Origin of the sequence: Burkholderia sp. AU28863 (assembly GCF_002223195.1) — a bacterium.
GTDB lineage: Bacteria > Pseudomonadota > Gammaproteobacteria > Burkholderiales > Burkholderiaceae > Burkholderia > Burkholderia sola.
Genome location: NZ_NKFE01000005.1, coordinates 1,087,687 through 1,105,339 on the forward strand (window position 1 = coordinate 1,087,687; position 17,653 = coordinate 1,105,339).

Sequence of the window (17,653 nt, forward strand, 5' to 3'; positions counted from 1 at the left end):
AGCCACGGAACGCACAATGGCCAAAGCATTCGCCTCCCAAGCCGATCTGGAAGAGAAGAAAGTCACCTGGACGAAGCTGTCCGAGAACGCGTACGCATACACAGCCGAAGGCGACCCGAACTCGGGCGTGATCATCGGCGACGACAGCGTGCTGATCGTCGACACGACCGCGACGCCCGCGATGGCGCAGGACCTGATCGCGAAGATCCGCAGCGTGACCGACAAGCCGATCAAGCACGTCGTGCTGTCGCACTACCATGCGGTGCGCGTGCTCGGCGCGTCCGCGTACTTCGACGAAGGCGCGCAGCACGTGATCGCGAGCCGCGGCACGTACGAGATGATCGTCGAGCGCGGCGAGGCGGACATGAAGTCGGAGATCGAGCGCTTCCCGCGCCTGTTCGCCGGCGTCGAGACGGTGCCGGGCCTGACCTGGCCGACGCTCGTGTTCGAGCGCGAGATCACGCTGTTCCTCGGCAAGCTCGAAGTGAAGATCATGCACGTCGGCTCGGGCCACACGAAGGGCGACACGATCGTGTGGCTGCCGTCGCAGAAGGTGCTGTTCTCGGGCGACCTCGTCGAATACGACGCGGCCTGCTATTGCGGCGACGCGCAGCTCGAACAGTGGCCGGCCACGCTCGAGGCGCTGCGCGCGCTTGGCGCCGAGAAGCTCGTGCCGGGCCGCGGCCCCGCGCTGCTGAATCCGGCCGACGTGAACAAGGGCCTCGACTACACGAAGGATTTCGTCACGACGCTGCTCGCGCAGGGCCGCAAGGCCGTCGAGCGCAATCTCGACCTGAAGGCGGCGATGGCGCTCACGCGCGAGGCGATGGACCCGAAGTTCGGCCACGTGTTCATCTACGAGCACTGTTTGCCGTTCGACGTGTCGCGCGCGTTCGACGAAGCGAGCGGCATCGCGCATCCGCGCATCTGGACCGCGCAGCGCGACAAGGACATGTGGGCCGCGCTGCAGGAGTGAATGGCACGCGGTAGCGGGGCGGCGTTCGCATGATCGTCCCGCCGTTTCACTGAGGGTTGCGGCATCCGCGGCGGCATCGCGCCGCGGCGTCGGCAACCGTATCCGGTCTCACAAGAAAGCAGGGCGCACGCACGCCCTCGGAGACTGCCGCGCGCTCGATATCGCGCGGCCCGTTTGGAGAGAGACATGCCCCAATCGCTTCCCGCCGAAGCGACGCTCGCGCACGCGAGCGCTTCGGCGCCGACTTCCGCATCCGGCGATGCGCTGCTGTTCCGCAAGATCGCGTGGCGGATCGTTCCGTTCCTGTTCCTCTGCTACGTCGTGTCGTTTCTCGACCGCATCAACATCGGCTTCGCGCAGTTGCAGATGAAGCACGATCTCGGCTTCAGCGATGCGATGTACGGCCTCGGCGCCGCGGTGTTCTACGTCGGCTACGTGTTCTGCGAAGTGCCGAGCAACATGCTGCTCGCGCGGTTCGGCGCGCGCCGCACGTTCACGCGGATCATGCTGCTGTGGGGCCTCGCGTCGACCGGGATGATGTTCGTGTCGCAGCCGTCGCATTTCTACGTGCTGCGCTTCCTGCTCGGCGTGTTCGAGGCCGGCTTCTTCCCCGGCATCGTGCTGTACCTGACCTACTGGTTCCCCGCGAGCCGGCGTGCGGCCGCGATCTCCGTGTTCTTCGCGGGCGTCGCGGTGGCCGGCGTGCTCGGCGGGCTGCTGTCCGGCTGGATCATGCGCGACATGAGTGGCGTGCTCGGGCTGCACGGCTGGCAGTGGATGTTCGCGATCGAAGGTGCGCCGGCGATCCTGCTCGCATTCGCCGCGTTCACGCTCCTCGTCGACCGGCCGCGGGACGCGACGTGGCTCACGGCCGACGAAAAGGCGCGCGTCGCCGCGCTGTGCGACGAAGGCCGCACACACGGCAACGCACACGACGGGCGCAGCGTGCTGGCCGCGCTCGCGAATCCGCGCGTGTACCTGTTCGCGTTCATCTATTTCTCGCTGACCTGCGCATCGCTGACGCTCAACTTCTGGATGCCGCTGATGATCCGCGACTTCGGCGTGACCGACGTCGTGGCCGTGAGCCTCTACACGGTCGTGCCGAATGCGGTGGGCGCGGTGGGGCTGATGCTGATCGCGCGCCGCTCGGACCGCACCGGCGAGCGCCGCAAGCACTTCGCGTGCTGCACGATCGGCGGCGGCCTCGCGCTCGCGGCCCTGACGCTGCACCTGCACAGCTTCGCGGCGATGCTCGCGTGCCTGTCGATCGCGGCGACGCTGATCTTCGCCGCGCTGCCGATCTTCTGGGCCGTGCCGACCCGCTACCTGTCCGGCAACGCGGCCGCGGCCGGGATCGCGTTGATCAGCAGCATCGGGATCACGAGCGGCATCGTCAGCCCGTGGGTGATCGGGATGATCCGCACGCGCACGGGCAGCATGGATCTCGCCGTGTATCTGCTGGCCGCGCTGCTGGTCGCGAGCGGCGTGGCGCTGATGGTCGGCGTGAAGGGCGAATCCGCCCGGCGCGGCTGAACGTCGGCGTCGCGTTTCCCGTCCGGCCCGTATTCGCATCCATCGAGGAGACGATCGATGTCCATCCCCCTGCAAGCAGACGCCGCGCACGCGGCCGCGTCCGGTTCCGCCGCGTCCGGCAACGACGCGCTGTACCGCCGCATCGGCATCCGGATCGTGCCGTTCCTGTTCGTCTGTTACATCGTGTCGATTCTCGATCGCAGCAACATCGGCTTCGCGCAGTTGCAGATGCGGCAGGATCTCGGGCTGACCGATGCGATGTACAGCCTCGGCGCGGTGCTGTTCTTCGTCGGCTACGTGCTGTTCGAGGTGCCGAGCAACGCGCTGCTGCGCCGCTTCGGCGCGCGCCGCACGTTCGCGCGGATCATGGTCCTGTGGGGCGCGGTGTCGGTCGCGATGATCACCGTCGACAGCGCGAAGCAGTTCTACGTGCTGCGGTTCCTGCTCGGGCTGTTCGAGGCCGGCTTCTTCCCCGGGGTGGTGTTCTATCTGACGTACTGGTATCCGGCGCGCCGGCGCGCATCGGTGCTGTCGATCTTCTATGCGGGCGTCGCGGTGGCCGGGATGGTCGGCGGGCTGCTGTCGGGCTGGCTGATGCGCGGGATGGCCGGCGTGCTCGGGCTGCACGGCTGGCAATGGATGTTCGCGATCGAGGGCGCGCCCGCGGTCCTGCTCGGCGCGATCGCATGGTTCTGGCTGTGCGACCGCCCCGAACACGCGCGCTGGCTGTCCGACGACGATCGGCAGCGGCTCGCGGCCGACCTCGCCGCCGATCGCGCCGATGCGCCCGCGCACGCGGCTGCTTCGCTGCGGCAGGTGCTGGCCGAGCCGCGCACCTATCTGTTCGCGTTCATCTATTTCTCGCTGACGACCGCGCTGCTGATGCTGCTGTTCTGGATGCCGCTGATGATTCGCGAATTCGGCATTCACGACGTCGTGCACATCAGCCTGCTGTCGATCGTGCCGAACGCGATCGGCGCGGCCGGCCTGATCGCGATCGCGCGGCGCTCCGACCGCAAGCGCGAACGGCGCCGGCATTTCGCCGCATGCGCGTTCGGCGGTGCGCTGGCCCTCGCGTTGCTGACGCTGCACCTGCCGAGCATCGTCGCGATGATGGCGTTGCTGTCGATCGCGGCGATGCTGATCTTCGCCGCGCATCCGGTGTTCTGGGCCGTGCCGTCCGCGTATTTCGCGGGGGCCGGCGCGGCGGGCGGGATCGCGCTGATCAGCAGCATCGGCGTGTCGAGCGGAATGATCACGCCGTGGATCGTCGGGGTGATCCGCACGCGCACGGGAAGCATGGATTCGGCGATGCTGATGATCGCCGGTTTGCTGGCCGCGTGCGCGGTCGCGATGCTGCTGGGCGTGCGCGCCGCACCGCGCGGCGCGGGCCCCGCCGGCAGCTAGCGCGCCGCGGTGTAGCGCGGGGCCGGCGTATCGGCCGACAGGTGCGGCGCCATCGTGCGGCGCGCGGCCTCGTACGCGTCCCATTCGTCGCCCGCGTGCAGCGACGGGATCGTCACGAGCTCGCCGCGATCGAACCCGACCAGCGCCGCATCGACCATGTCCGGCGCCGTCATCACGATTTCCTTCGGCAGATGCTCGAGCGGCAGGCCGCCCGTCTGCCAGAAATCGGTGGCCGTCGCGCCGGGCAGCACGGCCTGCACCTGCACGCCCTTGTCGGCGAGCTCGTGATGCAGCGACTGGCTGAACGCGAGCACGAACGCCTTGCTGCCGCCGTACACGCCATTCAGCGTTTCCGGCGAGATCGCGACGATCGACGAAATGTTGATCACCGCGCCGCGGCCGCGCGCGACGAAGCCGGGCACGGCCGCATAGGTCAGCCGCGTGAGCGCGGTCACGTTCAGGTCGATCATCCGCGTCATCGCGTCGACGTCGCTGTCGAGCAGCGGCGCATGCGTGCCGATGCCCGCGTTGTTCACGAGCAGCGTGATGCTCGCGTCCTGTTTCAGCTTCGCTTCGACGGCGGCGAGCGCCGCGCGGTCGTTGAGGTCCGCGTCGACGATCTCGACGCCGCGCTGCGTGTCGTTCGTGATGCGGTCGGCGAGGGCGCTCAACCGGTCGCGGCTGCGCGCGACCAGGATCAGGTCGTAGCCGCGGCGCGCGAGGCGGTCCGCGTAGACGGCGCCGATGCCCGACGACGCGCCGGTAATGACAGCGGTACCGCGATGTGCTTGCGTCATGATGTACTCCGTTTCGATGAGGATGGCCGGATGGCGTGAAGGCATTCTGGCCTCGAAGCGCGGCGACACAAATGACGTAGATGGGTATGATTTCGGACATCGGGCCATTGGGCACGAAACCGGAGAACGCAGATGCACCGAATCGGCTTTCTGATCAGCGACGGCTTTCAGATCATGGCGCTCGCCGCGCAGTCGGTGTTCGAGTACGCGAACATGGGGATGGACGCGCCGTTCTACGCGATGGACAGCTATTCGGTCGACGGCGGCGACGTGCGCTCGTCGCTCGGGCTGCCGGTCGCCACGCGCGCGCTGCGCGGGCGGATCGGCGTCGATACGTGGATCGTCGCGGGCGTCAACGATCCGCTAGCCTCGCCGGCGCCGGCCGGTGTCGTTGCTTACCTGCGCCGCGCGAACGGGCAGGCGCGGCGGATCGCCGGCATCTGCACGGGCGCGTTCGTGCTGGCCGAGGCCGGGCTGCTCGCGCAGCGCCGCGCGACCACGCACTGGGCGTTCGGCCGGGACATGCAGCGGCACTACCCGGAGATTCGCGTCGAGGACGACCGGATCTTCATCGTCGACGGTCCGATCTGGACGTCGGCCGGGATGACGGCCGGCCTCGATCTCGCGCTCGCGATGGTGGAAAAGGACCTCGGCGCCGACGCCGCGCGGTCGGTCGCGCACAAGCTGGTGATGCATCAGCGCCGCGCCGGCGGCCAGTCGCAGCATTCGGAAATGCTCGAGCTTGCGCCGAAATCCGACCGCATCCAGAACGCGCTCGACTACGCGCGGCGGAATCTCGGCCGCGCGCTGACCGTCGAGGCGCTGGCCGAGGCCGTGCACCTGAGCCCGCGCCAGTTCAGCCGCGTGTTTACGCTCGAAACCGGGCAGTCGCCGGCGAAGGCGATCGAGCGGCTGCGGCTCGAATCGGCGCGGCTGATGATCGAACAGAGCCGCCATCCGCTCGACGTGATCGCGAAGGAGAATGGTTTTCGCGACCGCCGGCACATGCGCGACGCGTTCGTGCGCGGGTTCGGCGTGCCGCCGCAGGCGCTGCGGCGCGATGCGCGGGCGGGCCAGCGGGAAACGGGCTGACGCGCGGCCGCACGCCTGCGCGGGTCGGGAAAATCGCGCAGAATCTCGTCGATATGTTTCGCGAGGAAACACGATGCATGCCGAACCGTTCGACGTTGCGATACCCGACCAAGCACTTGACGACCTGCGTCGACGCCTGCGCGACACCCGCCCGCCGAACCTGACGCCCGCCGAGCCGTGGCAGCAGGGCGTCGACGGCACGTGGCTGCGTGAGCTGGCCGCGTACTGGGCCGACGGGTTCGACTGGCGTGCGGCGGAACGCGCGCTGAACCGGCTGCCGCAGTTCGTCGCGGACGTCGGCGGCCGGCGCGTGCATTTCGTGCATCGGCGAGGCACGGGGCCGAAACCCTATCCACTCGTCGTCACGCACGGCTGGCCCGGTTCCGCGTTCGAATTCCATGCGCTGATCGATCGCCTGTGCGATCCGGCCGCGTTCGGCGGCGATCCGGACGACGCATTCGACATCGTCGCGCCGTCGCTGCCCGGCTTCCTGTTTTCTCCGGCACCGGCGGCACCCGGCACGTCGGCGCTGCAGGTCGCCGACTGCTGGGCGGAATTGATGGCCGGCCTCGGCTATCGACGCTTCGGTGCGCAGGGCGGCGACCTGGGCGCGGGCGTGTCGGTCGCGCTCGGCGCGCGGCACGAGGGCGTGGTCGACGGCATCCATCTGAACTATCTGCCCGGCAGCTACGAACCGCCGATCGACGCCGCGCGGCCGCTGACCAACGACGAGCAGGCATTCCTGAAGCAGCGTGGCGATTGGGCGGCGCTGGAAGGCGGGTACGCGTATGTCCACATGACGAAGCCTCGGACGCTGGCCGTCGCGCTCAACGATTCGCCGCTCGGGCTGGCGGCGTGGATCGCCGAGAAATTCCGTGCGTGGAGCGATTGCGACGGCGACGTCGCGCGGCGGTTTTCACACGACACGCTGCTGACCGGCATCTCGCTCTACTGGTTCACCGGCTGCATTGGCTCGTCGATGCAGATGTATTGGGAAAACCGGCTGCAGCCGATGCGCTTCGCGGCCGGACAACGCATGGCGGTGCCTGTCGCGTTCGCGCGCTTTCCGAAGGAGATCAGCCGTCCGCCGCGCAGTTGGCTCGAACGCGTATTCGACGTGGCGCAGTGGACCGACATGCCGAGCGGCGGCCATTTCGCGGCGATGGAAGAGCCGGATCTGCTCGCCGACGACATTCGGCGGTTTTTCAGGCGTTTTCGATAACGAGCGGGGCGGCCAGCGACGCGTGCGAAGTACGCCGGTGGCCATCCCGGCGACCGGGCGCGGCCGCATCGCGCGGATCGCGCCACGCCGCCGCCCGTCTCGAGTCTTACCGCGTCACGAACGCCGTGGCCGCCTCCGGCGCCGTACGCGCATGCTTGCGCTGGCGCAGCAGCGCGACGCGGCAGTTCTCGCGCGCCGTTTCGCGGCCGTCGTCGTCGAGCAGCACGAGGTCGCCACGCATCACGTTCAGCGTGATCACGTCCTCGCCCGGCGCGCCGAGCGTTTCCGGCGTATGCACGGAGCCGGCCGGTTCGAGCACCGTCGAACCGGCGTGCGCGACCCAGTCGTATTCGCGGTAGCGCCACGCACCCTGCAGCGTATGGACGAACACCTCGCCGTCGTGACGGTGGCGCGGCAGCGTGCCGCCTGCCGGCATCTTGAGCAGCGCGGTCAGCGTGTCCTCGGCCGCGTTGATGTGCAGGTACTTGATCGCGAGCCCCGGCAGGTCGGCGCTCATCGGCAGCCACGGCAGCGCGTCCCCGGGCAGGCACGAGATCGGCGGCAGGTCGGTGGAGGGCGGGGCGGACGGCTGCGTCATGGCGGAAGTCGGGCGGAAACGGGAAGCCCGCATTATCGCAGAGGCGAATCGCGCGGCCGAACGGGGCGCGGCGTCGCGCCGAAAGCGTGCGCGGCAGGCCGATTCTTGCGCGACGAAATATACAGTCAAACTGCACAGTTTGACTGTCGATGTGCTATCTTGAATTCATGAACTCGCCATCGCCTCCCGCCGACACGCTCCCACTGGCCGGTCTCGCCGGCGAACTTCGCATCTCGGTCGGCAAGCTGATGCGGCGGATGCGGGAGCAGACCCATCCGAACGACCTCACGTCGTCGCAGAAATCGGTGCTGCTGCGGCTCGATCGCGACGGCCCGGCGACCGTATCGGCGCTTGCACGGGCCGAAAGCGTGCGCCCGCAGTCGATGCGCGTGACGGTCGCGACGCTGGAGGCACTCGGCGCGGTCGCCGGCGCGCCCGATCCGACCGATGGCCGGCAGACGCTGATCGCGCTCACGCCCGGTTTCCGCAAGGTGTTGCAAGCGAACCGCGCGGCCAAGGACGACTGGCTGTTCCGTGCGCTGCACGCGCAATTGTCGGCGGCGGAACAGGCGGAGCTCGCGACGGCCGTGAAGCTGCTGCAGCGGCTCGCCGAATTCCGGGACCCGGCGCGTCCGTAAACCGTATCGACCCGCTCGCCGAAAGGATGGCCCGCTCATGAGCTACCTGCATCTCGTGTCGTACTTCTTCGGCGGCGCGTGTCTCGCGAACGCCGTGCCGCATCTCGTCAGCGGGCTGCGCGGCGAGCCGTTCCAGACGCCGTTCGCGCATCCGCCCGGGCGCGGGCTGTCGTCGTCCACCGTGAACGTGGTGTGGGGCGTCGTGAACCTCGTCATTGCTTATGCGCTCGTGCGCCGGGTCGGCGATTTCGACCTGAAGATCACCGCCGACGCGGCGGCGTTCGGGCTCGGCATCCTCGTGCTCGGCCTGTTCCTCGCGCGGCATTTCGGCGAACTGCACGGCGGCAACGCGCCCGGCCGGGTGCGGCGATGAGCGTGCCGGCCGCGGGCGTATTTCGCTCGCTTCGCAGCTTCAACTATCGCGTGTGGGCGATCGGCTCGCTGGTGTCGAACATCGGCACATGGATCCAGCGCACCGCGCAGGACTGGCTCGTCCTCACGCAGCTCACGCATCACGACGCATCGGCGGTCGGCACGGTGATGGCGCTGCAGTTCGGTCCGCAGTTGCTGCTGTTGCCGTGGACCGGCTATGCGGCCGACCGCTTCGACCAGCGCAAGCTGCTGATGGCCACGCAGGCGCTGATGGGTGCGCTGGCGCTCGTGCTCGGCGTGCTGACGGTCACCGGCGCCGTGCGGCTCGAGCACGTGTATGTGTTCGCGTTCCTGTTCGGCTGCGCGTCGGCGTTCGACGCGCCGGTGCGGCAGACCTTCGTCGCGGAACTCGTCGGCGACCGCGAGCTCGCGAACGCGGTCGCGCTCAATTCGACGTCGTTCAACGCCGCGCGGATGGTCGGCCCGGCGGCGGCCGGCTTCCTGATCGCATCGGTCGGTACCGGCTGGGCGTTTCTCGCGAACGGGCTCAGCTTCTTCGCGGTGCTGGCGTCGCTGTCGCGGCTTCGGGAAGACGAATTGCGCACGAACGTACGGGCAGGCCACTCGCGCGGCAGCCTGCTCGACGGATTCCGCTACGTATGGCGCCGCCCGGACCTGACGGCGATCCTCGTGATGCTGTTCCTGATCGGCACGTTCGGGCTCAATTTCCAGTTGTTCATTTCGACGATGGCCGCCAGCGTGTTTCACGTCGATGCGCGCGGGTTCGGCTTCCTGTCGTCGATGATGGCGGTCGGCACGATCTCGGGCGCGCTGCTCGCCGCGCGCCGCGAGCAACCGCGGTTTCGCCATCTGTGGATCGGCGCGACGCTGTTCGGGCTCGGCTGCGCGTTCGCCGCGCTGGCGCCCGGCTACTGGTCGTTCGCCGCCGCGCTGGTGCTGACCGGGATCGCCGCGATCACCTTCATGAACTCCACCAACAGCCTGATGCAGCTCTCCACCGAGCCGGCGATGCGCGGCCGCGTGATGGCGCTGCGCCTCGCGGTTGCATTGGGCGGCACGCCGATCGGCGCGCCGGTGGCGGGCTGGGTCGCGAACCACCTCGGCCCGCGCTGGGCGCTCGGCGTCGGCGCGGCGTCCGGCTTTGCCGCGGCGCTCGTCGCGACCCATTTCGTCACGCGCAAGCGTGCGCAGCCGCGCGCGGCCGACGACGGGGCCTGAACGAAGCCGAACCCGAAGCCGCCGTTACGCGGCCGGCAACACCGTCGCATGCGCGGCTTCGAGGCACGACTGGAACAGCAGCGCCGCCCGCGACGGCCGCGGCGAGCGTCGCAGCAGGCTTACGAACCGGCACCGGTAATTGAACCGGTGCGGCGCGATCGGCTGCATCAGCCCCTTGTTTTCGAAACTCTCCGCGTAGTGATCGGGCAGGAAGCCGAGATAGCGGCCCGACAGGATCAGCGTTGCAATCGATTCCTGGTCCGACGCGGTCGCGCTGCGCGTGAGCTTCGCGCGATGGCTGAGTTCCATGTTCGGCGAATGGAAGCCGAGCCCCGCGAACGCGTGGTGGCGGATCGTCGTCCACGTGAGCTTGCCGTGCGGCGCGTCGAACAGCGGATGCTGGCGGCCGCAGTAGAGCAGCATCCGTTCGTCGAACAGCGCCGAATACACGAGGCTGCCCGAGTTGCGGTGCGCGGGAATGATCCCGACGTGGTAGCTGCCGTCGATGACCCCGCGCTCGACCTCGTTGATCGACGCGACGTGCAGGTTCAGCGCGACGTCCGGCGCTTCGTCGGCGAACTGGCGAATCGCGTCGCCCAGGCGCGCATGCGGGTTGGTCGCCGTCTTGTCGAACACCGCGATATGCAGTTCTCCGCCCATCTTGTCGTGAATGCCATCGATTCTGCTGCGAAATGCCTCCATTGACGCGAGCAGTCGCAGCGTTTCCTCGTATACCGTCTGCCCTTCGGGCGTCAGCGTGAAGCCCGCGCGGCCGCGCCGGCACAGCACGAGGCCGAGCCGCGTCTCCAGATCCTTCACGTGCCGGCTGATCGTCGAGATGCCGATATTCAGTTCCAGTTCGGCGGCGGCCATCCCGCCGCACTGCACGACGCCCTTGAAGACCCGCAGCAGGCGGAGATCCATGTCGCTGAGCTGCCCGAGCAACGCGCGGCTCTTCGGTTTCTTTGCTTGCATAGTTGCGCAAGTGAACATTGATATTGCGATATTCAAAAGACTAATTGGCGTCCCGACAATGCGCAATATCAATACGAGAAGGAGGGGCGCGCCGCGCCGACCGACATGACCGACATCACCACCGCGCAGCACGACGACACGAACCTCCGCACCGACGCCGCATGGCTCGACGCGCACTGGATGCCGTTCACGGCCAATCGCCAGTTCAAGGCCGACCCGCGCCTGATCGTGTCCGGCAAGGGCGCGTATTACACCGACGGCGAAGGCCGCAAGATCTTCGACGGCCTGTCGGGCCTCTGGTGCACGGGCCTCGGTCACGGCCGCACGGAAATCGTCGAAGCCGTGAGCCGTCAGGTCGCGCAGCTCGACTACGCGCCGGCCTTCCAGTTCGGCCATCCGAAATCGTTCGAGCTCGCCAACAAGATCAAGGAACTGACGCCGGCCGGGCTCGACTACGTGTTCTTCACGGGTTCTGGCTCGGAAGCGGCCGACACGTCGCTGAAGCTGGCCCGCGCGTACTGGCGTGCGAAGGGCAAGGGCACGAAGACGCGCCTGATCGGCCGGGAGAAGGGGTACCACGGCGTGAACTTCGGCGGCATCTCGGTCGGCGGGATCGGGCCGAACCGCAAGCTGTTCGGCCAGGGCCTCGACGCCGATTTCCTGCCGCATACGCAACTGGCCGAGAACAAGTTCTCGCGCGGCATGCCGGAACACGGCGCGGAGCTGGCCGACCGCCTGCTCGAGCTGATCGCGCTGCACGACGCGTCGAACATCGCGGCCGTGATCGTCGAACCGTTCTCCGGTTCGGCGGGCGTGGTCGTGCCGCCGAAGGGCTATCTGAAGCGCCTGCGCGACATCTGTACCGCGCACGACATCCTGTTGATCTTCGACGAGGTCATCACGGGCTTCGGCCGGGCCGGCGCGATGACGGGCGCCGACGCCTTCGGCGTGGTGCCGGACATCATGAACTTCGCGAAGCAGGTGACGAACGGCGTGCAGCCGCTCGGCGGCGTGATCGCGACGAAGGAAATCTACGACACGTTCATGGCCGCGGGCGGCCCCGAGTACATGCTCGAGTTCCCGCACGGCTACACGTATTCGGCGCACCCGGTCGCGTGCGCGGCCGGCGTCGCGGCGCTCGACCTGCTGGTGAAGGAAGACGCGGTGGCCCGCGTGCGCGATCTCGCGCCGCATTTCGAGGCGGCCGTGCACGGGCTGAAGGGCCAGCGTCACGTCGCGGACATCCGCAACTACGGGCTGGCCGCCGGCCTGACGATCGCCGCGCTGCCGGGCGAGCCGGCACGGCGCCCGTACGAGATCGCGATGCGCTGCTGGGCGAAGGGCTTCTACGTGCGCTACGGCGGCGACACGATCCAGCTCGCGCCGCCGTTCATCGCCGAGAAGCGCGAGATCGACAACCTGGTCAACGCGCTGTCCGACGCGCTGAACGAAGTGGACTGAGCCACTGCTCGCCCGCAGCGACAACCGAATCCACCAAAGAGCCAGACACATGAAACACGACAGCAATGTGACCTCCACCGTCGGCCACCTGATCGACGGCAAGCGTGTCGACGGCGGCAGCCGGGTCCAGCCGGTGTTCGACCCGGCCACCGGCGAATCGCACAAGAGCGTCGCGCTCGCCGACAAGCTGACCGTCGAAGCCGCGATCGCGTCCGCGCAGGCCGCGTTCCCGGCATGGCGCAACACGCCGCCGCTGAAGCGCGCCCGCGTGATGAGCCGCTTCAAGACGCTGCTCGAGGAGCACGCGGAAGAATTGTGCGCGCTGATCACGGCCGAGCACGGCAAGGTGCTCGCCGATGCGATGGGCGAACTGCAGCGCGGGATCGAGAACGTCGAATACGCGTCCTATGTGCCCGAACTGCTGAAGGGCGAGCACAGCAAGAACGTCGGTCCCGCGATCGATTCGTGGAGCGAATTCCAGGCGCTCGGCGTTGCCGCCGGCATCACGCCGTTCAACTTCCCGGTGATGGTGCCGCTGTGGATGTGGCCGATGGCCGTCGCATGCGGCAACACGTTCGTGCTGAAGCCGTCGGAGCGCACGCCGTCGTCGACGCTGCGCATGGCCGAGCTCGCGCTCGAAGCCGGCCTGCCGCCGGGCGTGCTGAACGTCGTGAACGGCGACAAGGAAGCGGTCGACACGATCCTGACCGATCCGCGCGTGAAGGCGGTGAGCTTCGTCGGCTCGACGCCGATCGCCGAATATATCTACGCGACCGGCTGCGCGCACGGCAAGCGCGTGCAGGCGCTCGGCGGCGCGAAGAACTTCGCGATCGTGATGCCGGATGCCGATATCCCCAACGCGGTGAACGCGCTGATGGGCGCCGCGTACGGCTCGTGCGGCGAGCGCTGCATGGCGATTCCGCTCGTCGTCGCGATCGGCGACGAAACGGGCGACCAGGTCGTCGCGGGGCTGAAGGCCGAGATCGAGAAGATGAAGGTCGGCCCGGGCAACGGCGCGGGCGTCGACATGGGCCCGCTCGTCACGCAGCAGCATTTCGAGAAGGTGACGGGTTTCGTCGAAGCGGGCGTGGCAGCGGGCGCGACGCTCGTCGTCGACGGTCGCGGCGTGAAGGTCGACGGTCACGACGGCGGCTACTACCTCGGCCCGTGCCTGTTCGACAACGTGAAGCCCGGCATGCCGATCTATCAGCACGAGATCTTCGGGCCGGTGCTCGGCGTGATCCGCCTGAAGTCGCTCGACGACGCGATGGCGCTGATCGACGCGCACGAATACGGCAACGGCACGTGCCTGTTCACGCGCGACGGCGAGGCGGCGCGCTACTTCAGCGACAACATCCAGATCGGCATGGTCGGCATCAACGTGCCGTTGCCGGTGCCGGTCGCGTACCACTCGTTCGGCGGCTGGAAGCGTTCGCTGTTCGGCGATCTGCACGCCTACGGCCCGGATGCGGTGCGGTTCTACACGAAGCGCAAGACGATCACGCAGCGCTGGCCGTCGGCCGGCGTGCGCGAAGGGACGGTGTTCAGCTTCCCGTCGAACCGCTGAGTCGACGTGCGCACCGGCTGCATGCAGCCGGCGCGACGTGAGGCGCCGCCGCGGCCCGCCCCGATCGACGATCGGAGGCGGGCTTTTTTACGTCCCCGCAAAACGCGCGGAACGCGGCGAAAGCAGGCTCAAGGCGCGACCACGTGCCACACGTTCTTGAAGTTGTCGCCGTTGCGTTCGCCCTGTTTCATGTCCTTCGAGTAGAAGTACAGCGGCTTGCCCTTGTATGCCCATTGCGGGCTGCCGTCGTCGCGCTTGACGATCGTGTAGGGGCCGACCGGTACGTCGGTCGCGCTGGCCTTGTACGGCGGCCAGAGGGTTTCGCATGGGCCCGAACAGGCGCTGGTGCCGGCGTTGGGCTTGTCCTTGTCGAACGTGTAGACGGTCATCCCGTTCGCGGCGACGAGTGCGCCGTTTTCTTCCTTCGTGATGGAGCCCTGGGCCGTGGCCGAAGCTGACGCAATGGCGAGCAGGGCGGAGCTGACGAGCAGCGCGGCTTTCATGAGTGCCTCCTGATAATCCGGTGGGCGGCCGCGATCGCGTGCACGGGCGAGCGTGCGCCGGAATCGCGATGAATGGTGCCGGAGCACGGCGCCGTCGCCGCCCGCCCGCGTGAGCGACGCCCGGGCGACTGGCGGCAAACGGAGCGCCTTATTCACGATAGGCGGTTTTTGGCGGGGCTGCGAGAAGATCGGGGGGCATATCGGCGGCCTGCACGCCGCGCGCAACGGCGCGACGATCGTCGTCGTGCCCGGGTATTCCGCATCCGTCCCCGAACGTACGCCGCGCATGCGTTGCGACGACAACGACCCCGATACGGGTTTGCGTGGATGACATCGCGCGGATTCCGCCGGAATATTTCCGTCAGCGCGGGCCGGGCTCGCGCCGATCCTTCCGGGAGGTGACGACGATGCTTGAGGATCCAGGCGATGTAGCGCGCGCCAGCTATCGCGCGTATGTCGACAAGGACCGCGACGCGATCGAAGCGCTGATCGCGCCGGACTTCCATTTCACGAGCCCGCTCGACAACCGGCTCGATCGCGACGCGTATCTGGCGCGCTGCTGGCCGAACAGCGCGATGCTCGCCGGTTTCGCATTCGTCGACGTCGCCGTGCACGGCGAATACGTGTACGTCGTATACGAAGCCGTCACGACCGCCGGCAGGCGGTTCCGCAATGCCGAACGGTTGCGCGTGCGCGATGGCCGGATCGTCGAGGCCGAAGTGTATTTCGGCTGGTACGTGCCGCACCCGGCGCCGGATGGCGGGTTCATCGAATCGGGCACGTGAACGCAATCGCACGGCGCGAAGCTGACGTTTCGCCGTCGCGAGCCGCCCGCGAAGGGCTGCCTGCCGGGGCGTCGCCGGTCGACGGCGCGCGCGCCGCTCAACCGGCTGCGTCGTTTTCCCCCAGCGCCTGAATGAACCGCGAAAACAGCTCCGGCTGCGACGAGATCCCGAGCTTCGCGTAGAGGTGCCGCCGATGCACCTTCACCGTTTCGGGTGATATCGCGAGCCGCTCCGCGATCGCCTTCGACGAATTGCCGCGCAGCACCATGCGTGCGATCGCCATCTCGCGATCGGTCAGCACACCCGCGCCGAAGCGCGCGAGCGCCTGCTCGACGCGCGCGCCGAGGTCCGCGTCGGGCGTGGCGCGCGCGGCATCGCCCACCAGCCGCCAATGCTGGCGGATAACGGCGAGCACCCACGGCATCGCGGCCGTCAGCTTGCCGAGCGGCTCGACGTCGAAGCGCGTCGACGCACCGAGCGACAGCGACAGCAGCGTATCGGCGTTCGGCCGCACGAGAATCTGGATCTCGTCGTCGCCGACCGCATCGCGAAAGTAGCTGAGGAAATATTCGCTCTGCCGGAACAGGTCCGGCGCGACTTCCTCGAGCCGGTAGCAGCCGTCGGCGAGCCCGTCGTGCGCGGCCTGCAGAAACGGATCGAGCAGATATAACCCGTTCAGGTAAAGCGGCACCGGCGACGCGGTGTCGGCGCCGCCCGTGTCGTATTCGTCGAGCACGAGCGGCACGCCGTCGCGGCCGATCGCGGTCGCGAGCGCGTTGTCGAACGGCGCCATTTCATTGAGCAACAGCACGAGGAACCGCCAGAAGCGCGGTTGGCCGAGATGATCGATCGCGCGGCCGAGTGCCTGGTGCATCGCGATTTCGGAAAAGAGACGATCCATACCACCACCGGAAGGGCGTAACACGAAGGGGGAATAGCGGTCCTGAAATTGGCTTCCTAGACTGCCACGCAATCAATCGGGCCCGAGTATGGGTGTTCAAAAAAAGGCGGCAAAGGAACAAAGGAGCACGAAATGGCGATGATGTCGGAATCGACGGGCACGCTGCAAGCGGCCTCTGCAACGGAAGATGCGCCACGCGCGCTGTCGCAGACGCTCGGCGTGCGCGACGCAGTGATGATCACCGTATCGGGCGTGACCCCGGCCAGCTCGATCTTCGTGATCGCGCCGTTCGCGATCCAGCAGGCCGGCAGCGGCGCGGTGCTGTCGTTCGTGCTCGGCGGCGTGCTCGCGCTGGCGTTCGCGCTCTGCTATGCGGAACTCAGCGCCGCGCATCGCAGCGCGGGCGGCGAATACGTGATGGCCAAGCGCGTGTTCGGCACGCTGCCCGGCTACCTGACCTTCATCACGGTGCTGTCCGTCAGCGTGTTCATCCCGGCCGTGCTCGCGAGCGGCGCCGCGCCGTACCTGAACAGCGCGCTCGGCACGCACTTCGGCAACCAGTCGGTCGCGCTGACGATCGTGCTGCTCAGCTATCTGCTCGGCATGCTGAACATCAAGACGAATGCGTGGATCACCGGTGCGTTCCTGGTCGTCGAAATCGGCGTGCTGATGCTGATCGCGGGGCTCGGCTTCGGATCGCCGCATCGCGGCGCCGACGTCCTGATCGCACCGGTCGTCGCGAGCGGCAACGCGCTGGTGCCGGCAACGCTCGCGGCCATCGTGCCCGCGATCGGCACCGCGATCTTCTGCTACAACGGCTTCGGCTCGGCCGCCTATCTCGCGGAAGACTTGCGCGGCGGCAACCGCAACGTCGCGAAGGCGGTGATCTATTCGCTGCTCGTGATCCTCGTCGTCGAGCTGGTGCCGCTCACCGCGATCGTGCTGGGCGCACCGTCGCTGACGGAACTGACGAAGAGCGGCGATCCGATCGGCTATGTCGTGCGCTCGCTGAGCAATCCGGCCGTGTCGCGCGTGGTCAGCGGCGGGATCTTCCTGTCGGTGTTCAACGCGATCATCGCGATCGTGATCGCGATGGGCCGCCTGCTGTACAGCAGCGGCCGGCATGCGCTCTGGTCGCGCACCTGCAACCGCGCGTTCTCGACGATCCATCCGCGCCTCGAATCGCCGTGGCTCGCGACGATCGCGCTCGCGATACCGTCGGCCGGGCTCGTGTTCGTGTCGAGCCTCGACGCGCTGACCGCGTTCACGGTCGACCTGTTGCTGCTGATCTACCTCGTCGTCGGGCTGGCCGCGCTGGCGAGCCGGTTCGTGCGTCGCGACGTCGAGCATCATTACCGGATGCCGCTGTGGCCCGTGACGCCGCTCGTCGCGGTGGCGGGCGCTGCGTACACGCTCTACACGACGCTCGCGACGGCGACGAAGCCGACCGACCTGATCATCATCGCCGGGCTGCTGGCCGCGGCGCTCGTGATGTACGTGGTGTGGGCGCGCCACAGCGCGGCATTCCGCGCGCTCTGAGCATCGGATCGACACCGGGCAGCACCGATACACCGAACCATTGAAAGA

At 68.1% G+C, this 17,653-nt stretch carries 17 protein-coding genes; 12 read left to right on the top strand and 5 right to left on the bottom strand.

The genetic code is table 11. The features are described from left to right. Positions 1-16: 16 nt before the first annotated feature. The 3 genes from CFB81_RS21375 to CFB81_RS21385 all read left to right on the top strand — a co-directional run bounded on the left by CFB81_RS21375 (position 17) and on the right by CFB81_RS21385 (position 3,916). The gene (locus CFB81_RS21375) at positions 17-976 is read left to right on the top strand and encodes an MBL fold metallo-hydrolase (protein WP_069616494.1); all 960 of its coding nucleotides are present in this window, start codon (positions 17-19) and stop codon (positions 974-976) included. 186 nt (positions 977-1,162) lie between these two features. After that, the gene (locus CFB81_RS21380) at positions 1,163-2,509 is read left to right on the top strand and encodes an MFS transporter (RefSeq protein ID WP_089436429.1); all 1,347 of its coding nucleotides are present in this window, start codon (positions 1,163-1,165) and stop codon (positions 2,507-2,509) included. A gap of 57 nt (positions 2,510-2,566) precedes the next feature. Further along, positions 2,567-3,916 (top strand): MFS transporter, encoded by a 1,350-nt coding sequence (locus tag CFB81_RS21385; protein ID WP_069616496.1) that lies wholly within the window; start codon positions 2,567-2,569, stop codon positions 3,914-3,916. Here the strand turns inward: CFB81_RS21385 and CFB81_RS21390 are convergent. After that, positions 3,913-4,713, bottom strand: coding sequence for an SDR family oxidoreductase (locus CFB81_RS21390; RefSeq protein ID WP_069616497.1), 801 nt, complete (start codon positions 4,711-4,713; stop codon positions 3,913-3,915). The two genes, CFB81_RS21385 and CFB81_RS21390, sit on opposite strands and share 4 nt — an antisense overlap. Positions 4,714-4,845: 132 nt before the next feature. Here CFB81_RS21390 and CFB81_RS21395 point away from each other — a divergent pair, with 132 nt between their 5' ends. Then, positions 4,846-5,805, top strand: a complete 960-nt coding sequence (locus tag CFB81_RS21395; protein WP_089436430.1) for a GlxA family transcriptional regulator — start codon at positions 4,846-4,848, stop codon at positions 5,803-5,805. Between the two features lie 73 nt (positions 5,806-5,878). Beyond that, complete coding sequence (locus CFB81_RS21400) at positions 5,879-7,027, top strand: epoxide hydrolase family protein (RefSeq protein ID WP_089436431.1); 1,149 nt, start codon at positions 5,879-5,881, stop codon at positions 7,025-7,027. A 106-nt stretch (positions 7,028-7,133) separates the two neighbouring features. On the opposite strand, the gene CFB81_RS21405 is transcribed toward CFB81_RS21400, so the two are convergent. Next, the gene (locus tag CFB81_RS21405) at positions 7,134-7,625 is read right to left on the bottom strand and encodes a 2,4'-dihydroxyacetophenone dioxygenase family protein (RefSeq protein ID WP_089436432.1); all 492 of its coding nucleotides are present in this window, start codon (positions 7,623-7,625) and stop codon (positions 7,134-7,136) included. A 149-nt stretch (positions 7,626-7,774) separates the two neighbouring features. Here CFB81_RS21405 and CFB81_RS21410 point away from each other — a divergent pair, with 149 nt between their 5' ends. Genes CFB81_RS21410 through CFB81_RS21420 form a run of 3 tightly spaced genes read left to right on the top strand, consistent with a single transcriptional unit; the run spans position 7,775 to position 9,874 of the window. Beyond that, positions 7,775-8,263 (top strand): MarR family winged helix-turn-helix transcriptional regulator, encoded by a 489-nt coding sequence (locus CFB81_RS21410; protein ID WP_373452653.1) that lies wholly within the window; start codon positions 7,775-7,777, stop codon positions 8,261-8,263. Between the two features lie 37 nt (positions 8,264-8,300). Beyond that, complete coding sequence (locus tag CFB81_RS21415; RefSeq protein ID WP_089436433.1) at positions 8,301-8,636, top strand: hypothetical protein; 336 nt, start codon at positions 8,301-8,303, stop codon at positions 8,634-8,636. Next, the gene (locus tag CFB81_RS21420; RefSeq protein WP_089436434.1) at positions 8,633-9,874 is read left to right on the top strand and encodes an MFS transporter; all 1,242 of its coding nucleotides are present in this window, start codon (positions 8,633-8,635) and stop codon (positions 9,872-9,874) included. Before CFB81_RS21415 ends, CFB81_RS21420 begins: the two co-directional genes overlap by 4 nt. Before the next feature lie 24 nt (positions 9,875-9,898). Here CFB81_RS21420 and CFB81_RS21425 read toward each other — a convergent pair whose 3' ends face one another. Beyond that, positions 9,899-10,849: a LysR family transcriptional regulator gene (locus CFB81_RS21425; protein WP_089436435.1), complete on the bottom strand. Its 951-nt coding sequence runs from the start codon at positions 10,847-10,849 to the stop codon at positions 9,899-9,901. Positions 10,850-10,954: 105 nt separating this feature from the next. Here CFB81_RS21425 and CFB81_RS21430 point away from each other — a divergent pair, with 105 nt between their 5' ends. Together CFB81_RS21430 and CFB81_RS21435 are read left to right on the top strand one after the other, a co-directional pair. Beyond that, positions 10,955-12,310 (top strand): aspartate aminotransferase family protein, encoded by a 1,356-nt coding sequence (locus CFB81_RS21430; protein ID WP_069616504.1) that lies wholly within the window; start codon positions 10,955-10,957, stop codon positions 12,308-12,310. A gap of 49 nt (positions 12,311-12,359) precedes the next feature. Next, positions 12,360-13,877, top strand: coding sequence for a CoA-acylating methylmalonate-semialdehyde dehydrogenase (locus CFB81_RS21435; RefSeq protein WP_089436436.1), 1,518 nt, complete (start codon positions 12,360-12,362; stop codon positions 13,875-13,877). 128 nt (positions 13,878-14,005) lie between these two features. Here CFB81_RS21435 and CFB81_RS21440 read toward each other — a convergent pair whose 3' ends face one another. Then, positions 14,006-14,380: a hypothetical protein gene (locus tag CFB81_RS21440; RefSeq protein ID WP_069616506.1), complete on the bottom strand. Its 375-nt coding sequence runs from the start codon at positions 14,378-14,380 to the stop codon at positions 14,006-14,008. Between the two features lie 407 nt (positions 14,381-14,787). Between CFB81_RS21440 and CFB81_RS21445 the strand changes: the two genes are divergently transcribed. Next, the gene (locus CFB81_RS21445; protein ID WP_069616598.1) at positions 14,788-15,165 is read left to right on the top strand and encodes a nuclear transport factor 2 family protein; all 378 of its coding nucleotides are present in this window, start codon (positions 14,788-14,790) and stop codon (positions 15,163-15,165) included. A gap of 97 nt (positions 15,166-15,262) precedes the next feature. Here CFB81_RS21445 and CFB81_RS21450 read toward each other — a convergent pair whose 3' ends face one another. Then, the gene (locus tag CFB81_RS21450; protein ID WP_069616507.1) at positions 15,263-16,066 is read right to left on the bottom strand and encodes a helix-turn-helix transcriptional regulator; all 804 of its coding nucleotides are present in this window, start codon (positions 16,064-16,066) and stop codon (positions 15,263-15,265) included. A 132-nt stretch (positions 16,067-16,198) separates the two neighbouring features. Between CFB81_RS21450 and CFB81_RS21455 the strand changes: the two genes are divergently transcribed. Continuing rightward, entirely contained in the window at positions 16,199-17,605 is a 1,407-nt protein-coding gene (locus CFB81_RS21455) for an APC family permease (protein ID WP_089436437.1), read from the top strand. Positions 17,606-17,653: the final 48 nt, after the last annotated feature.

Excerpts from the sequence above, each read along its gene's own strand:
- CFB81_RS21400 (WP_089436431.1), top strand. The coding sequence starts at position 5,879 with ATGCATGCCGAACCGTTCGACGTTGCGATACCCGACCAAGCACTTGAC.
- CFB81_RS21435 (WP_089436436.1), top strand. The coding sequence starts at position 12,360 with ATGAAACACGACAGCAATGTGACCTCCACCGTCGGCCACCTGATCGAC.
- CFB81_RS21415 (WP_089436433.1), top strand. The coding sequence starts at position 8,301 with ATGAGCTACCTGCATCTCGTGTCGTACTTCTTCGGCGGCGCGTGTCTC.
- CFB81_RS21405 (WP_089436432.1), bottom strand. The coding sequence starts at position 7,625 with ATGACGCAGCCGTCCGCCCCGCCCTCCACCGACCTGCCGCCGATCTCG.
- CFB81_RS21375 (WP_069616494.1), top strand. The coding sequence starts at position 17 with ATGGCCAAAGCATTCGCCTCCCAAGCCGATCTGGAAGAGAAGAAAGTC.
- CFB81_RS21450 (WP_069616507.1), bottom strand. The coding sequence starts at position 16,066 with ATGGATCGTCTCTTTTCCGAAATCGCGATGCACCAGGCACTCGGCCGC.
- CFB81_RS21390 (WP_069616497.1), bottom strand. The coding sequence starts at position 4,713 with ATGACGCAAGCACATCGCGGTACCGCTGTCATTACCGGCGCGTCGTCG.
- CFB81_RS21440 (WP_069616506.1), bottom strand. The coding sequence starts at position 14,380 with ATGAAAGCCGCGCTGCTCGTCAGCTCCGCCCTGCTCGCCATTGCGTCA.
- CFB81_RS21425 (WP_089436435.1), bottom strand. The coding sequence starts at position 10,849 with ATGCAAGCAAAGAAACCGAAGAGCCGCGCGTTGCTCGGGCAGCTCAGC.
- CFB81_RS21380 (WP_089436429.1), top strand. The coding sequence starts at position 1,163 with ATGCCCCAATCGCTTCCCGCCGAAGCGACGCTCGCGCACGCGAGCGCT.
- CFB81_RS21420 (WP_089436434.1), top strand. The coding sequence starts at position 8,633 with ATGAGCGTGCCGGCCGCGGGCGTATTTCGCTCGCTTCGCAGCTTCAAC.
- CFB81_RS21430 (WP_069616504.1), top strand. The coding sequence starts at position 10,955 with ATGACCGACATCACCACCGCGCAGCACGACGACACGAACCTCCGCACC.
- CFB81_RS21455 (WP_089436437.1), top strand. The coding sequence starts at position 16,199 with ATGGCGATGATGTCGGAATCGACGGGCACGCTGCAAGCGGCCTCTGCA.
- CFB81_RS21410 (WP_373452653.1), top strand. The coding sequence starts at position 7,775 with ATGTGCTATCTTGAATTCATGAACTCGCCATCGCCTCCCGCCGACACG.
- CFB81_RS21385 (WP_069616496.1), top strand. The coding sequence starts at position 2,567 with ATGTCCATCCCCCTGCAAGCAGACGCCGCGCACGCGGCCGCGTCCGGT.
- CFB81_RS21445 (WP_069616598.1), top strand. The coding sequence starts at position 14,788 with ATGCTTGAGGATCCAGGCGATGTAGCGCGCGCCAGCTATCGCGCGTAT.
- CFB81_RS21395 (WP_089436430.1), top strand. The coding sequence starts at position 4,846 with ATGCACCGAATCGGCTTTCTGATCAGCGACGGCTTTCAGATCATGGCG.